The organism is Geobacillus thermodenitrificans subsp. thermodenitrificans DSM 465 (assembly GCF_000496575.1).
Classification (GTDB): domain Bacteria; phylum Bacillota; class Bacilli; order Bacillales; family Anoxybacillaceae; genus Geobacillus; species Geobacillus thermodenitrificans.
This window is the reverse complement of sequence record NZ_AYKT01000008.1, coordinates 13,826-30,725: the sequence shown is the minus strand read 5'-3', so window position 1 is coordinate 30,725 and position 16,900 is coordinate 13,826. Positions and strand designations below refer to the sequence as shown.

Below are 16,900 nucleotides of genomic sequence, written 5' to 3'. Positions count from 1 at the left end.
TACTTATTTGTGAAAATAAAGACACCGAATATACATATCGGTGCTATTTTCATGGTACTAACAATGACCGTTTAAATCCTTTACTGACTCCCGTTCAATTAGAGATGGTGTCAGCATAATCCGATGACTTGGGATTTGAGGGTTTTCAATGGACTCGAGTAACTTATAGATAGCATAGCGAGCCAACTCATCAATCGGCTGGGCAATCGTCGTTAACCCGGGATCTGCAATTTCTGCATGGATCGTATTATCAAACCCAATGACAGAAATATCTTCCGGAACTGATACATTTGTCTTTCGAGCTTCGTTCATAAAAACCACAGCAATTAAATCTGTTGTCGCAAAGACAGCTGTCGGTCTTTCCGGCAGATGAAGAATTTTTTGTGACGCTATCTTTGCATCTTCAATTTTAGAAATAGAGTTAATAATGAAACGTTGATCCAATTCAATTCCGTGATCAGAAAGAGCTCTTCTAAACCCTTCCAATCTCAGGCGTCCGCTCGGGCGATTTAACTCTGCAATGATGGCCAAACGGCGATGCCCTTTATCTAGTAGATAACGCCCGGCAAGATACCCTCCCCTTATATCATCAGTAGTAACTACATGCGAAGATAAGGCGAGATGATCAATAGAAAACATCAAAAATGGAATATCTCTTGATTGGAGTGTCTGGAAGGCATTTAGATCCTTTGGTTCTGTAGCAATGATAATGCCATCCACCTGTTTTTTCATAAGAAGATCAAGATAATACTGTTCCCGTTCGAGCTGATAGTCAGTACTGCACAATATAATCGCATATCCGGTTTCCCGGGCATAATTCTCTAATGCCCGGGAGACCTCAGCAAAAAATGGGTTAGCGATATCAGGAACTAACACACCAATTGTAAATGTTTTTTTACCGGTTAACGCTGCAGCCAAACTGTTCGGGTGGTATCCAAGCTCCTGCATGACCTTTATAACCTTTTTTTTGGTTCGATCACTAATATTCCCCGTATTATTAAGTACTTTTGATACGGTCGCTATCGATACACCTGCTCGTTCAGCTACATCGTAAATAGTAGGTCTCATAATATGTTCAAACCCCTTAGATAATCCTTTCCCTTCCAAATATACCTATTTTGATATCGTTTTGAGAAATTCTAATTTCTCTTGAGCGTTGTCTTTCGTGATCACTTCAACACCGCTATTGATACGTTTGTCAACTTTTTCGCCATTAATAGCGGCTAGTGCATTTTTCACGCCTTCATATCCCATCTTATACGGGTTTTGCGCAATCGTACCGGCCAGTTTTCCATCCAAAATCGATTCCACTGCCTCTAAAGTCCCGTCTGTACCAATCACTTTAACGTCTAGCCCTTTCGCTTCAACTGCACGTAAAACCCCAAGGGCCATATCGTCATTTGCAGCGAATACACCTTTTACATCGTTATTTTTCTGCAGGATATTTTCCATGACAGACATCGCTTTTGTTTTATCACTATCAGCAGGTTGCTCAGCAACAATCACCATCCCTGCCTCTTCGAGAGCGGCTTTGGCTCCTTTCACACGTTCATCCGTCGCTGTATTTCCGAGGGCACCTGAAATGATCGCTACTTTATCTCCTTTTTGAAGCAGCGAAGAGAGTAACTTCCCGCCTTCATACCCTGCCTCATAGTTTTCAGTACCAATAAAGCTTGTTTTATTTTTGAGCTTGGCATCCGTATCTATAAGAAGAACTGGAACAGTCGCAGTTTCTAATACAGGCACTACTGTATCCGGTTGCGACGGAGAGACGACAAGCGCACCGGGTGACTGGTTCAATTGATCTTCGATCATGTTGATTTGCTGCATCACTTCGGACTCTGCATTTGGCCCGACAACAGTCACATCCACACCAAGTTCTTTACCTGCAGCCTTTGCTCCAGCCTCGACATATTTCCAGTAAGGGCTAGATAACGTTTTCAAAACAACCGCGACTCGTTCCTCGCCTCCGCCCCCGCTTGCCCCTTTAGAACCACCGCACCCGGCCAAAAGAGCCATACAAGTTAAGACAACTGCTGTGCTGAACAACTTTGTTTTCTTTTTTATCATAAAATAAATCCTCCTCATTTTCCATTTTTTTGCCCTAGCGAAAATGGTATTTAAGCCTTTTTGCTCTTCCGTTGTCGAAGAACATCTACAAATACAGCGGCAATGATTACCGTTCCGATTACGGTCATTTGGAAATCAGCTGGGACGTTCAAAAGGTTAAGTCCATTTCTGAGAACCGCAATAATCAAGGCACCAATTAATGTCCCCCATACAGTGCCAACCCCGCCCATGAAACTGGCGCCTCCAATAATCACAGCTGCAATCGCATCAAGTTCATAAGAAAGGCCGGCAAGAGGGAAAGCAGAGTTAACACGTCCAACCATAACGAGACCGGCAAGTCCCGCCATTAAACCGCTGATGGTATAGACAATAATTAATACTCGATCCACATTGATACCTGACAGACGGGCAGCTTCTGGATTCCCCCCAATGGCATAAATATAACGCCCTGTCTGTGTTCTCGTTAAGAAAATATGGAAGATCACATACACCACGATGACAAGCAAAAAGCTCACCGGAATCGGACCAACGAATTCACGACCAAGAAATTGAATGGCATAAGGAAAACCGGCAATTGGAGCTGCTCCCGTAACGATGAGAGCTATACCCCGAGCAATATTCATCGTACCGAGCGTTGAAATAAACGGATGTGGCAAACGTAATTTCGTTAATAAAATACCATTCAACCAGCCGAACCCTGCACCAACTGCGAGACAAACTAAAATCCCTAAAAACGGGGACATTCCCATGTTTACAGTAACAATCCCCATCATCATAATCGAAAGGGCGAGCAATGAACCGACAGACAAATCAATCCCTGCTGTTAATATCGGAAGAAGCATACCAATTGCCAATAGAGCATTGATGGACGACTGGCGAGCGATATTCATTACATTATTGACCGTTAAGAATTTAGGAGATAGGACCGTCAGCACCATGATTAACAAGATGAGGCCGATCAGTGGTCCAAACTTGCTTAACACCCGCTTAAGCGTGCCATTCATTACTTCATTTTTTGTTTTCACTACCACTTGACTCATACCTATTCTCACGCTCCTGTAGCCGCTTTCATAATCCGTTCTTGAGTAGCCTCCCCAATCGGTAAATCGGCGGTTATTTTGCCTTCTCTCATGACAAGGACTCGGTCGCACATCCCGAGAATTTCGGGAAGCTCTGAAGAAATCATAATAACAATAGCACCATTCTCCACTAATTCATTCATTAAACGGTACACTTCTACCTTCGCCCCGACATCAATCCCTCTTGTGGGTTCATCAAAAATAAACACTTTCGCCTTTGTACACAACCACTTAGCAATAACCACTTTTTGCTGATTGCCTCCGCTCAAGTTACGAGCTTTGAGCTCAATGTTATCCGGGCGAATCTTTAATTCCTTAATAAACCGTTTCGCTTCCTCACGAATTCCTTTTAAATCGATTAACCTCGATTTTTTGGCGAATTTTTTCATATTCGCCATCGTAATGTTAAAATCTAGCGTTTGATCGAGGAGAAGCCCCTCCCCTTTTCGGTCTTCTGTAATCAAGGCGATCCCCGCATCAATGGCATCGCGTGGAGATTTGATCTTCACTTCCTTGCCATCAATAAAAATCTTTCCATTGCGACTCGGATCGGCTCCAAATATCGCCCGAGCAAGTTCAGTACGTCCAGCACCAACAAGTCCAGCGATGCCAACAATTTCACCGTATCGAACACTGAACCCGACCGGCTCCGGAGCCCCCGCAACCTCTAGACCCTCGACTCTGAATCCTTCCTTGCCGAGTGTAAAGGTTTGCTTCGGAAATTTCTCATCCAATGAACGACCGACCATCAATTCAATCCAATAATCAGGATCCGTTGTTTGCACAGGCATTGTTTCAATCTTAAACCCATCTCGAAGAATCGTAATTCGGTCACCTAATCTCTTAATCTCTTCAAGTTTATGTGAGATAAACAAAATCGCGATTCCTTTTTTCTTCAACTGTTCCACACACATATATAACTGCTCTACCTCTTGAGCACTAAGACTAGAAGTAGGTTCATCCATAATAATCAGCTTGGCATCAAAGGCGAGCGCTTTCGCAATCTCCACGAGTTGCTGCTGCCCTATCCCAAGTTTTCCAAGTTGCATATCAACGAGATTCGGGCTTTGTCCAAGCATTCCTAAACATCGTTTAGCTTCTTCCCGCATCGCCTTATGGTCAAGCATGGACATTTTGCCGCCGCGCTTTAATTCCCGGCCCAGGAAAATATTTTCGTAAACTTTGAGTTGAGGAATGACATTTAACTCTTGATAAATGGTAGCGATCCCTAACCTCATAGCATCAATCGGTGTTTGAAGATTAACGGGCTTTCCTTCCCAATAAATTTCACCAGCATCTTTTTGATAAGCACCCGTTAAAATTTTGATAAGGGTAGATTTTCCTGCACCGTTTTCACCAAGCAAAACATGAACTTCGCCAGGTTTGATATCAAGGTCAATTCCTTTAAGCACATGGTTTTGATCAAAGCTTTTTTTGATGCCCTTCATTTCGAGGAGACTCTCAGTACGTACTGCCATATACTGACCCCTTTCTGGCAATCTGCCACATCCTCCCTTAAGGAAAGCGCTTTCCTTATTTACGATTAAATTATAAATGAACTTATCTTACTTTTTCAACTATTTTTAAAAGTATTTTTTAGAATTTTTAAACCATCAACCGTTTTCGAGAAAGAATGATCCCATAAATAGCTCGCGTTACACGTGAGTTTTATTTTCCTAAGTGATGCGTTTTAACGATAGATTAAGCGCTTTCTATATTTTTATTTCACATCCATCACTATCGAGTGATTTTCAAGTGACTGATAGCCTTTTTCCAAATAAAGAGCCATTTCTAACGAGTGACTAGCATTGTATATCGGCTCTTTGTTTTCGAGAACGCAATCGTGGAAATGTTCTACCTGGTTTAAATATTGATCATCCTTAATTCTTTCAAAGAAAATCACATGACTATTTTCATCTCTTACGGTAATCTTACCAAACCCATCATTTGACACGTCGGGGCGGAAAGCGGAATCCACAATGATCGAACCATTCGAACCGATAATTTCATAACGATTGATAAACGGTAGCTCCATCGAAGCAGAAATCTCTGCTGTGCGATTTTTCTCATCAATCAACGTACAAGTTGATGTAGTATCAACGCCGAATTCAGGATGAATCTTTCCAAACATAGAAATCTTTATAGGCTTAAGGCCGACGATTTGGGTGACAACATGCAATCCGTAACATCCAACATCGCGCATGGCTCCCCCGCCCAGTTCCGGCTTCAATCGTATGTCCTCGCGATCCCGCAACATCCATGAAAAATGCGCTTTTACATGTCGATATTCTCCTATAATCCCTGATTCAAGCAGTTCTTTCATGCGTTTATGCTGTCTATGAAATTGATACATAAATGCTTCCATAAAGACGACCCCGTTTTTCTCGGCCGCCGTCTTCATCTCTATCATCTCTGACTCCGTCAACGCTGCAGGTTTTTCTAGCAAAACATGCTTTCCACAATTCATCGCCTTTATTGCCCATTCAGCATGGAGAGCATTTGGAAGCGGAATATAAACGGCATCTATGGTTGGAGATTGTAACAGTTCTTCATAGCTTTCATAGATGGTCGGCACTTGAAACCGTTCTACCTTCCGCTTGCTTTTCGAAGCAACAGCCGATACTATGGCGCGGTTGGAACGACGTAATGCAGGTACTAGTTGGTCGTACGCAATATTAGCCGCACCCAATATCCCCCAACGTATTCTCACCCTATCTATCCTCCCGTTTATGTAATAGCGTTGTCTTTGATAAGCACATATATAGGTGCTTATAAGCAGTGTCTGAGACTTAAGAGGAAGCAACCGTGTTCATCAGAGATTCAACATTAACCAGTTCTCCTGTTTCAAATGATTTCTTACATGCATAACCAAGAGCTGTTGAAATTACCCCGTCTTCTACAGTGACCTTTGGCTGTCTATTCTCCCTAATACATGAAATGAACTCTTCAGCCTCACTTAAATACGCCTGCTCAAATCTCTCTAAAAACCCATCTGAGCATTCTTTGATAGCACCGTTTTCATCAAAGACAGTGACCATATTTTTTTCAGGAATTGTTCCGATCCTTAATGTTCCTTTCGTACCAATGATTTCTGTCTCGATATGGTACCCGTGCGCACAGTTTCGGCCGGCAACAAAAATACCGATTTTATCGTTTTCGAACTTTACTAACACAGCTCCAGTTTCTGCGTCATTTAGTTCCCTAAACTCCGGATGAGCATAAGCCCCTCCGACAGCCCATACTTGTTTCGCCTCAGCCCCTAAGTACCAACGAGCCAAATCCAAGTCATGGATGGCCATATCCAAGAACAACCCACCACTGTAATTACTCTTTGCAAACTGCATAAACCCACGAATTGCCTTCGCCGGATCAAGACTATAACAGCGAATTAAAATCGGCTCTCCAATTTTCCCTTCCTCAATTTTCTTTTTCGCATAAGCATAAGACTTATCGTATCTCCTCATGAAACCAATCATAAAGACCTTATCTTTGTGCTTCCGAACGACCTCTTGAACCAACAAGGCTTCCTCTAAATATAATCCGAGCGGCTTCTCACAAAAAACATGAAAACCTGCATTTAATGCCTTCTGAATTTGCTCACAATGAAACCCAGACGGAGACGAAATAAAAATGGCATCTAACTCCTTATTTTCCAACATCCTATCAAAATCCGTATAACCGTACTTAATATTCCAATCGTGTTGGACCTGTTCAACTTCTTCCGCATTTACACTACAAACAGCCAATAACTCACAATTCGGAATTCTGAACGCTAAATTTTCCGCATGCCTTCTACCTAATCTCCCTAAACCTACAATCCCCACTTTTACTTTCTCCATCATCTTGACCTGCCTTTTAACATTTTATCCATTGTTAGGTTAAGCGCTTACCCTAACTAGACGTAGCTTTCTAGGTAAACGCTTTCCTTGCTGCTATTATACTTATCGAAATATTTCGAAGTCAATATCTAATTGCATCTACTTTCAAAATTAAATGATAATTAGCTCAAAAGAGACTATGCAAGCTTGTTGAAGGAATGCAATAAAAGCAAGGATTTGCGAAAGATCAACGCCCCTACTCAGGTTCAATCGTTATTGGACCAGCTACCATGTGGGAAGGAATCTTCATTCTCGCTTAGGTATGGCGCGACAACACAATGGACATGACGTCAAACAGGTAAAACAAGACTTGATTGACTAAAAGCTTGGGGATGTGATCATCGTGATGGACCACATTTTTTTGTCTGAGGATGTCAGAGGATAAGCAACCGTTGAATATCGAACAGGCCTTTCGAATGTTGACGTCGACACTCAAGCAACGCCTGCATGGCTCATCCGTTTGGAAGACCGCATTCGAGCACATATGCCTTCTTAGTCGGCTGGCTCTCTTGTTGGTTCGGATCGCGGAAATCCAAACTCATGAATCGTGGCCAAATGTCAGAGACGAACACTAGTGTCTTATGCATGGACATTTTTCTTCCAAAAACAGCGACCTGTATCAACGGGTTGAACTGACAGCCAAATAAGCGCAACTCTTTGCGGCTATAGGGCTAGAATCATCACTGAAGATTCCAGGCATCTCCCCTCACACGCCCGAATGCCTCTCGTTCCTTTTGTATCAAGGGACGAGAGGCATTTTGTTTGCCTAGTGACTATCGGACTTGGGAGAATAAGTCACTTTAACACTCCACCCGACTAAAGGCGTGAGATGTGTGGATCATTCTCTCCACTGAGAGGAAATAGACCAAGCTCCCCCCCTCCGCTGCCCAACGTTGAAACGTCTCATCCCTTCGTTTTGAATATTGAAAGCGGCGATCACCTCGTTGAACATTCAATCTTGTTCAAGAATTGCTCCTGATTGGGTGTATACTAAAAAACCGTATAAGCGTTTTCGCATTTTATTTCAGTCTCCTTAAATAAACCATTGTTAATTAAAAAGTTGACTATTTATTATTCTTCTTTCTTCCCCCTAACAATGAAACCAGCAACAAAAATACTTCCAAATCCTACAATTCTCATAATGATGTGACCTATATTGCTCATTTGATCAATGGTCAATGAAAACAAAAAAGCCCCAATCAAAACCAATATGATAGCCAAAATCCATCTCAACTTATTAACCCTCCAATGTTGGATATGTGCAAAAAGTAAAAATTTGCTCATTTTGTTCAATATGTTTTTGCTTTAGATAATCATAGAATTCTCTGGGTTCTAAAATTTTAAGTTTGAATATATTGTCACCTCTCTTGTGTATCAGTTATTTTTTCGTCAATACTCAGGAAAAACCTTTTCTTTTCAATGTTGAATCTCAAATCTCCGCAAGCATTGGAGGAATACGTGTTGAAAGAAAAATTTCACTTCATCAGGATAAAAGGTTCAAGAATGAACAGCTTGGCGCAAATCTTATTCGATAATAGATATGAAGTTCAAGGTTCAGATATCAAAGAGGAACTATTTACTCAAAAAAATTAGAACAAAGAGGCATTCAAATTCCCCCATTTTCCAAAGCCGATATATCATCGGGAATGCATGTACGGAAATACACTAAAAGGAGCTGTTTAAGCTCCTTTTAATTCTACTTTTTCCGCTGTTTTTATCCAATTTTTCCCCTCAACCAAACGAGAGACCATCATAGCTGTAACATTATCTCCACTGGCATTCAACATTGTAGCAGGTGGGTCAATTAAGGTGCTAATCGCAGCAATGATAGGTAGTGCTTCCGGAGGGAATCCAAACAGCGTTAGGATCAACATTTCTCCGATCATTCCGCCACTTGGAATTGCCCCCATTACGACACCAACCAATAAAGAAATACCTATCACAAGAGATAACGTTCCTAATCCCGAAAAATTCATATTGAAGATACCAAAAAGAAATGCGATCTTCAAAACCCCACCCATTACAGATCCATCTTTATGTAAAGCTGCTCCGAGCGGAATCACTGTTTCGCGAATATCTTTATTAACCCCCATTTTTTGCGAAGCTTCTAAGTTCGCCGGAATGGTAGCGGCACTCGAGCAAGTTGCCAGGGAAGTAATCGTAGGGGTTAACATATTTCTCCAAAAGATTTTTACTCCTTGTTTTCTTCCAGCCATAAACGCATAAATAGTAAAAGCGATAAAGAAATACGCCAGTGAACCTAAATAATATGCAGCACCAGCTTTCACATAAGATCCTAAAAGTAGCGGCCCGTATTCTCCAATCAAAGTAGCAAAATAGGCACCCAGCCCAATTGGGGCGATATACATTATAATAGAAACGACTTTCATCATTACTTCAGATCCAGATGTCAAGAATGTTGTAAATGCTTTTCCACGTTCGCCAGCCAATTGAGCACCAAATCCGACGAAAATGGAGATGACGATAAGCGCCAACATATTACTTCTTGAAAAGAGCTCAACAAAATCGGATACTGTAAACGTTTTGACAATTTGTTCTGCCAAACTAACTTCTTCAGGTGTTTCCGGTTTCACTAATTTTAGTGTAACTCCTTCAGCTGGCGGAACCAATTTGACAATGATAAGCATATAAATGGCAGAAACTAACCCAGTAAAAAGAAATGTCCCTAACATACTGCTCATTATTTTTCCTAATCGTTTCGCGCCATTCATATTCGCGATCGAAGAAGAAATCGTAAAGAAAATCAAAGGAACAACGATCGTAAATAACAGATTGAGAAAAACGTCACCAATCGGTTTCAATACGACCGCTTTTTCTTTCAAAGTTATCCCTATCATTGCACCAATAGCAATGGATAATAGGAGGATAATAGAAAAACGATAGGCTTTTAGCTTTTTCATTTTTTAATTCTCCTTTTTTCAATATGATGTAGATAAGAGATATATACGCATCTATTTTATAGCTTATTAAATAATCATTCCATGCTCTCTTAAAAATTTACACTTTTTGATTTTCATCACGTATTCTCCATATATAGACCTTTTTCACAATTTTGAAAATCACTGGCTTACATAAATTTTCCTCTTTATTTATCCCGCTGCGAACAACAGGAGTCCTGTGATCGACCGTTAAAGATGCCCCTCTTAAACATAACTCGAATCAGATGGTTGCCATCTTTCCTATGAGAGTCGTCATGAAATGGATGCGAAACATCTGTCCATAGTGACTCTCGAACTCGGGAACATAAAACAACGCGGATATACAAATACCCCCTTATGGTCATAGAGAAACTCCAATGCCCATAAGGGGATATAGCAATCGTTTGCTATACTACTTTAAATCGATAAGAAATGTTTTAATTTCATATGGATTGATATCAAACTCCAATGTCGCATCTGTCTTCTTCTCCCCTATCCCTCTTTCCATAAGGTCACACTCTTGCCAGGCAGTGATAGACAAGTCACTGGTGATACACACTTTGCCTCTTCTCCCTGTAAATTCATGTAAACGAAGAACAATTTGATTGGTATCTTCCGCTTTTTTGACAGCATCAATCATGATGTTATTTGCATCAACACGAAATAATGAAAATGTTTCTTTAACGGGTTGCCCTATCCTGTAAGTCAACGGATTATTCAAATACCACGCTTCTTTTACTGTCTGTCCTTCTACCCAATCGCCCACATGCGGAAGTAAGGAATAAGTGAAAATGTGATGTCCTTGATCTTGCTTGTAATCTGGATAGGTGGCAGATTTAATCAATGATAGCCTCATAACATTATCTTTAATGTCATAACCGTATTTGCAATCATTTAACAAACTAACCCCATATCCTGTTTCCGATAAATCAGCCCATTGATGTGCAACTGTTTCAAACTTCGCATAATCCCAACTTGTGTTCCAGTGGGTAGGTCTTTTGACATTGCCAAATTGGATATCATAAGTCGCCAGCGTAGAACGAATCTTTACAGGGAATGCCACCTTCAACAATTGATTTTGCTCTTTCCAGTCTACCTCTGTTTTAAAATCGATTCTTCTGCTATGTGCATATACAATCATATCTTGTTTAATCGAAGAGTCCATATATCCCCATTCAAAATGGACAATGGCATAAAGCGGGGTGATCTCCTTGACACTTACACGTCGTAAATCTTCTACTTCCCTCTTTTTCTCTTGGTAGAATATATCAATATCCCAAGCATCAAAGCGCAGAGGTTTATCCTCAAATACTTGCAATACGTTTCCGCATTTTCCGTCATCTAAGACTTCTCGTTTTGCCTCGAAGTCGTAAATGGAGGTAATTTGTCCTTTATCATTCCATTTAATTTTGTAGTGCGGTGAAGTCATTTCCGAAGAGCCAATATGGAATAGATCCGTTTGAGCCAAAGTATTTCCCGATTCCTCACCATAAAATCGAATTGTACTGAATCCTAGAGACGGAACATCTTCTACTAATACAACCCAATGATCACCGACTCTTTCTGCCTTTAACTCCTTCCCTGATCCATCCTTCCATATCCCTTTTTTGGTCTCTGCAGTTACTGGAACTCGAATGAAATCTGTTCTTACCCATGGAGAAGAGTTAAACACTGTAACGGTGCTCTCTTCTTGCTGAATTATGATACTCTTGCTCAAATTTTCCCAAGCACTTAATGCATACTTTTCGGCCGTTTCATATTCCTCTTTACTATCCTCATACACTTCACGAATGGATGAACCAGGAATGATATCGTGAAACTGATTCCGCAAAATGATCTTCCATCCTTCGTTCAACTGTTCAAACGGATAATGGGACCAATCAGCGTTTAACATGGTTGACACGATCCCCATCCACTCCGTCTCCCGGTACAAAAGTTCCATCTTTCGGTTCATTCTCTTATTGTAAGCTTGACTTGTATAAGTTCCTCGATGATACTCAAGATAAAGCTCTCCATCCCACACATGTACATACTGATCGGTCTCTTTTATTTTTTTATGTAACCGTTCAAAAAACTCATCCGCCCTACCAGTTTCTACATTTGGCAATCCAGGAATGTCATTTAGACGGCGACGCATCTCTAGCATTTCCCTATTGACTCCTCCTCCGCCGTCTCCATAACCATATGATAGAAGCAACTCCTGGTTAATGGCCTTATCCCTATAGGAATTCCAAATTCCTTGTACCGTCTCCGGCGTAATGACTCCGTTATAAGTGTAAAACCACCAATCTTTATTCGGCTCCGGGGTTGTAATAAAATGTGTAAGAACTTCACTTCCGTCAATTCCCCTCCACCAGAATGTATCATGGGGCATTCGATTATATTGATTCCAACTAATTTTCGTCGTCATAAATGTATGAATCCCTGATTTTTTTAGAATCTGCGGTAAAGCCCAGTTATAGCCAAATACATCCGGAAGCCATAAATATTTACACTCTACACCGAACTCCTTGCGCAAAAAACGAGTTCCTGTAAGTAGTTGCCGCACCAATGATTCTCCGGAGGGAATGTTACAATCCGCTTCTAGCCACATGGCCCCTCCCGCTTCCCAACGCCCTTCCGCAACCCGCTTCCGAATTTGCTCGAATATTTCAGGATAATCTGATTTAATATATTCATATAGCTGAGGCTGGCTTTGCAAAAAAATGTACTCTGGATATTTCTCCATCAGTCGAAGCACGGTAGAAAATGATCTCGCCGCCTTTTCCCTTGTATGCTTAAGGCGCCAAAGCCAGGCCACATCGATATGTGTGTGTCCAACACAACGAACCGTTACCGGGTGTTTTTTCTCCATTTTCTTCAATTCATCTTTAAGTATTTGAAGAGCGATAGCGACAGAATGATAGAATGAGTCAGATTTCGGTTTTGACCAGTCAATTTGCCGAAATGCCCGATCCAACAATGAGAGAAGCAACTGCCGTTCGGGAGAATGCCGATCAAGAATTTTCACTGTTTGAAGAATAGCTTTTCCAGTAAAAAACAAATCATCAATCACTTCATCCAGCCAAGCGACCTCTGCCCGTTTGATCTTATGTTCCTGCGCTCTCGGAATTCCTCCCCCTTCAAGCCCTGACCAGAGGCGAAATGTTAAACTCAATTTAGAACCAGCCGCATCTTTCGGAAAAAATACTTCCATGTGATTGGAATCGACACCTTGGTACGGAACCCCGTTTAAATATAAAAGTGACTCAAATCCTGAGTTATTTCCCCCACCGGTTTTGCCAAAATCAAATAGACCTACTATCTCCTTTCCCATCCATTGTTTTGGAATATCAATGTCAGCTTGAAGCCAAGCATAGACATCTCTTCCCCTCCAATAATCCCCTAACGTAATTTCCCCCCATTCTTTTGTTTCGGGAAGACGTGCGCCCACCTCCCCTTTTTCATCTGCCAAAAAGCGAAACTTAGGAATCAAAATCGCCTCGCGGTATCGATGCTCCGACAACTCATGAATACGAGCTTCCAATTTTTCTTCCGTTAAAAACATATTAAGTCTCTCCTTTGATTTTTATTGTCGCAACGTTCATTTATCCTTTTGTTGCTCCACCAAAACTAAACCCTTCTGACATGAAACGTTGGCTAATCATGTAAAGAATAATCGGAGGAATTGTATAAATGAGAGAAAAAGCAGCCAATTTCCCATATTCAACCATGCCGTATTGCCCGAAAAACTGGTATATCGTTACAGACGCCGGAAGTTTTTCTGGCGATTGTATTAAGATATACGGAACGAAAAAATTTCCCCAGCTTAATGTAAAAGTAAAAATCGCAACGGTAAACATTCCTGGAATCATCAATGGGGCTACAACTTTTTGAAGTCCTTTCAACACTGACGCCCCATCTATCCATGCAGACTCCTCTAATTCAAGCGGTACGGCATCCATAAAGTTTTTTGTCATCCAAATCGCATAAGGTAATGAAGAGGAGGCGAGAAATAACATTGTTCCTAACAACGAATCCTGTAAATTCAAAAACATAAACAATTGATATACAGGAACCATTACAGCAGTAATCGGTAATGATGTCATAAATAAAATAGTCAAAAGAAATGGCTTCTTATATTTGAGTTGATATCTTGATAACGGATATGCTGCTAATGTAGCGGCTACTACTGTTATCATTGCTTGACCAAGTGAGAGAAAAACTCCGATTAAGAGAGAGCGTTGATTCGTCTTATCTGCCAAAACGGAAGCAAAGTTCTCCATGCTAATCGTTTTCGGAACCTTCAACGACACTGTCGCATGCGGGTCAAACGATGAAAAAAGGATCCATAGCAAGGGCAACAAAAATACTACTCCCAAAAAGCTAAGCACAATGTACGGAATCACCTTCTCCAACGTACGCCTAGTCATCCTTGTTCCCACCTCTTTCCCTTACACTTTCACTTTTAACAGACGAATATACAGTAAGCTTGCAATGATTCCGATGATCAGCATAGCCAATGAAATAGCAGTTCCGTACCCTAACTGGTAGTTCACAAAAGCTTGGTTGTACATATAAATCGGAAGCGTTTGAGTGGACATTCCTGGTCCTCCACCCGTTAAGGCATAAATTAATGTAAACACCCCTAACGTTTGTAATGTAACGAGAACCATGTTTGTCACAATTTGTCCCTTAATCACAGGAATAGTGATTCTCCACAACCGTTGCCACCTTGTTGCACCATCAATAATCGCAGCTTCTTCTAGCGATTTAGGAACATTGTCAAGAGCAGATTGGAACACTAACATCGAAAATGCAGTTCCATGCCAAATATTAGCGATGATTACACTAACCATGGGAAACGTAAATAACCATGCAATTGGTTTTATCCCTATCGATTGAAGGATAGTATTTAATGTGCCTTGTTCATTCAAAAAAGCAAAAAACGCAAATGCGACCACAATTTCCGGGGTAACCCACCCTGCAAGCACGGTAGTTCCTATAATACGCCGAAATGTACGATTTCTTTCTTTCATTAACAACGCTAGTATAAATCCTAAAACTTGTTGCCCAATCACAGCAGAAAACACAAGGAAAACGATCGTTTTCACAATACTGACTCGAAAGTTAGGGTCTGAAAACATATACATAAAGTTTTTAAAACCGACAAACTCTATCGCTTGGGCAGCTGTACCGGTAAGCGACATGTTGGTAAAGGCAAAATAGAAAGTTAGTAAAATCGGACCTACAAAGAAAACCAATAAGAGGGAACAGGCAGGAAATAAGAATAAAATCGATCTTAATATCAAGCGGTGATCCTTTCTATTTCGGGGATACGAGACACGTTGCACGTTTCCATGAATATTTTTTTGGGCATCAACATTCATAGCATTCTCCTTCCAAAAAAGTGGTGTAAAAGTGATCATCTTATAACGATGATCACCTTTTATCTATTCTCCTCTATTTCCGCACTTCTACATTTTCCTTACCTACTACACGCGTAACCTCTCTGGCGTATTGCTCCATCGCCTCTTTAGGACTGAGGCTTCCTGTAGCAACCGCTTCGACGGCTGCTTGAATAGCAGTAGAAACCGCTGGATATTTATCTACCCCAGGTCTAAAGTGTGTAAATTTAATAAAGCTGGCTGCTTCTTTTGTGACACTTCCAGGAGCGTTAAGCACTTCTGGATCCTCAGCAACATCAAGACGCGGAGTTAAATCTCCTTGTTTCAGAACATACAATTTGTTATATTTTTCGCTTGTAGCCAATTTAATAAACTCCCATGCTAAATCCTTATTGTCCGCTTTGCTAGGAATCGATAGCGCCCAGCCCCCAGACATGGAAGTAAAGCCAGGATCTTGTCCATGCTGTGTTGGCATTGCCGTCAGTTTATATACTTCTGTCCCTTCTGGCCAAGGCGAAGGCCCGCCTTCCCTCCAAACCCCCGGAACCCAGTTCCCGTTTAGTACAATACCTACTTTTTCTTTCGGCATTAACTCTGTCTGAACAATATCTCCTGCTTTTCCGGTTAATACTTGTGACAGTTCCGGACCTAGATCATTCGAATAAATTTGATGGATAAACTCAAGAGAGTCCAAAAACCCTTGGCTCTTCACAATCCATTTTTTTGTGTCAAAGTTGTATAAAGTATCCTCTGTCCCATACAAAAGCATTTCAAATGTCTGCATTGATGTAGCCTCACCTGTCGCCTTGCCGGAGTTTGCCCAGAATGGGACGACACCTGGTACTTTTTCTTTAATGGTTTTGGCAGCTTCTAGCACATCATCCCAACTTTTTGGATTCCACGGTACCGGAAGGCCCGCTTTACGAAAAATATTGACGTTATACCAAAGACCGCGTGTATCGGTGCTATAAGGGATACCATATACCTTTCCGTCAACAGCTGTTACTCCTTGCTTGACCCTGTCATTAAAGTTTTTCCAATCATCCCACTGCTCGATGTACTTATCTAGAGGATCGATATTGCCAGCGGCTGCATCAGAGTTAATCATAAACGTATCTTCTGTAACGATATCGGGAGCTGTTTGCTCATTCTTTACCATCAAAGCAAGTTTGGCAAAAAAGTCTCCTTCTGATGCCTGAATGGGTACAAATCGAACGCTCACATCTGAGTGTTGTTGCTCAAACTCCTCTTTGACAGCATTTAACCATTCTTTTAAACCTACACTCCCGGAACCGAAATCTCTGAAAGCGATTTCAATACTATTTTTAGAATTGCCAGTTTTATTATTTCCTTCCTGATTCGAGGCCGAATTAGAGCAAGCCCCCAACACCAATCCAAGAGAAACGAGCAACATGGGAACTAACCTCTTAGTAGGAGAAAGAAACATATCATCCATCACTCCCCTTTCATGATTGAAAAATCGTACACGCTTCTTCAATCCAAGACATTGATTCTTCCTTTTTAGAGAAAACAATCAGACGATAGCT

Annotated in this window: 13 protein-coding genes and 1 pseudogene; 2 read left to right on the top strand and 12 right to left on the bottom strand. The window is 41.2% G+C overall.

Features of this window, described 5'->3' with window-relative positions; translation table 11 throughout:
• Nucleotides 1-57: 57 nt before the first annotated feature.
• From DSM465_RS0109480 to iolG, 6 genes are all read right to left on the bottom strand, one after another.
• Nucleotides 58-1,068, bottom strand: a complete 1,011-nt coding sequence (locus tag DSM465_RS0109480) for a LacI family DNA-binding transcriptional regulator (RefSeq protein WP_029761226.1) — start codon at nucleotides 1,066-1,068, stop codon at nucleotides 58-60.
• 45 nt (nucleotides 1,069-1,113) lie between these two features.
• Nucleotides 1,114-2,070: a sugar ABC transporter substrate-binding protein gene (locus tag DSM465_RS0109475; RefSeq protein ID WP_008880024.1), complete on the bottom strand. Its 957-nt coding sequence runs from the start codon at nucleotides 2,068-2,070 to the stop codon at nucleotides 1,114-1,116.
• Nucleotides 2,071-2,120: 50 nt separating this feature from the next.
• Entirely contained in the window at nucleotides 2,121-3,110 is a 990-nt protein-coding gene (locus tag DSM465_RS0109470; protein WP_008880023.1) for an ABC transporter permease, read from the bottom strand.
• A gap of 8 nt (nucleotides 3,111-3,118) precedes the next feature.
• The gene (locus DSM465_RS0109465) at nucleotides 3,119-4,627 is read right to left on the bottom strand and encodes a sugar ABC transporter ATP-binding protein (RefSeq protein WP_011887535.1); all 1,509 of its coding nucleotides are present in this window, start codon (nucleotides 4,625-4,627) and stop codon (nucleotides 3,119-3,121) included.
• Between the two features lie 242 nt (nucleotides 4,628-4,869).
• A complete protein-coding gene (locus DSM465_RS0109460; protein WP_051358527.1) occupies nucleotides 4,870-5,859 on the bottom strand; it encodes a Gfo/Idh/MocA family protein in 990 nt (329 codons plus the stop codon).
• A gap of 79 nt (nucleotides 5,860-5,938) precedes the next feature.
• Nucleotides 5,939-6,991, bottom strand: coding sequence for an inositol 2-dehydrogenase (gene iolG, locus DSM465_RS0109455; RefSeq protein WP_008880019.1), 1,053 nt, complete (start codon nucleotides 6,989-6,991; stop codon nucleotides 5,939-5,941).
• Between the two features lie 419 nt (nucleotides 6,992-7,410).
• Between iolG and DSM465_RS20360 the strand changes: the two are divergent.
• A pseudogene (locus tag DSM465_RS20360) lies at nucleotides 7,411-7,797 on the top strand (hypothetical protein); the annotation flags it as partial.
• 301 nt (nucleotides 7,798-8,098) lie between these two features.
• Here the strand turns inward: DSM465_RS20360 and DSM465_RS19430 are convergent.
• Nucleotides 8,099-8,260, bottom strand: a complete 162-nt coding sequence (locus DSM465_RS19430; protein ID WP_008880018.1) for a hypothetical protein — start codon at nucleotides 8,258-8,260, stop codon at nucleotides 8,099-8,101.
• A 228-nt stretch (nucleotides 8,261-8,488) separates the two neighbouring features.
• On the opposite strand from DSM465_RS19430, the gene DSM465_RS18930 reads away from it, so the two are divergent.
• Nucleotides 8,489-8,620, top strand: coding sequence for a Mur ligase domain-containing protein (locus DSM465_RS18930; RefSeq protein ID WP_230459218.1), 132 nt, complete (start codon nucleotides 8,489-8,491; stop codon nucleotides 8,618-8,620).
• A gap of 86 nt (nucleotides 8,621-8,706) precedes the next feature.
• Here DSM465_RS18930 and DSM465_RS0109440 read toward each other — a convergent pair whose 3' ends face one another.
• From DSM465_RS0109440 to DSM465_RS0109420, 5 genes are all read right to left on the bottom strand, one after another.
• Nucleotides 8,707-9,948, bottom strand: coding sequence for a dicarboxylate/amino acid:cation symporter (locus DSM465_RS0109440; protein ID WP_029761223.1), 1,242 nt, complete (start codon nucleotides 9,946-9,948; stop codon nucleotides 8,707-8,709).
• A 430-nt stretch (nucleotides 9,949-10,378) separates the two neighbouring features.
• Entirely contained in the window at nucleotides 10,379-13,513 is a 3,135-nt protein-coding gene (locus DSM465_RS0109435) for an alpha-mannosidase (RefSeq protein WP_029761222.1), read from the bottom strand.
• 40 nt (nucleotides 13,514-13,553) lie between these two features.
• Complete coding sequence (locus DSM465_RS0109430) at nucleotides 13,554-14,378, bottom strand: carbohydrate ABC transporter permease (protein WP_008880014.1); 825 nt, start codon at nucleotides 14,376-14,378, stop codon at nucleotides 13,554-13,556.
• Nucleotides 14,379-14,399: 21 nt separating this feature from the next.
• Entirely contained in the window at nucleotides 14,400-15,335 is a 936-nt protein-coding gene (locus DSM465_RS0109425; protein WP_008880013.1) for a carbohydrate ABC transporter permease, read from the bottom strand.
• Between the two features lie 73 nt (nucleotides 15,336-15,408).
• Nucleotides 15,409-16,809, bottom strand: a complete 1,401-nt coding sequence (locus DSM465_RS0109420) for an extracellular solute-binding protein (RefSeq protein WP_011887540.1) — start codon at nucleotides 16,807-16,809, stop codon at nucleotides 15,409-15,411.
• Nucleotides 16,810-16,900: the final 91 nt, after the last annotated feature.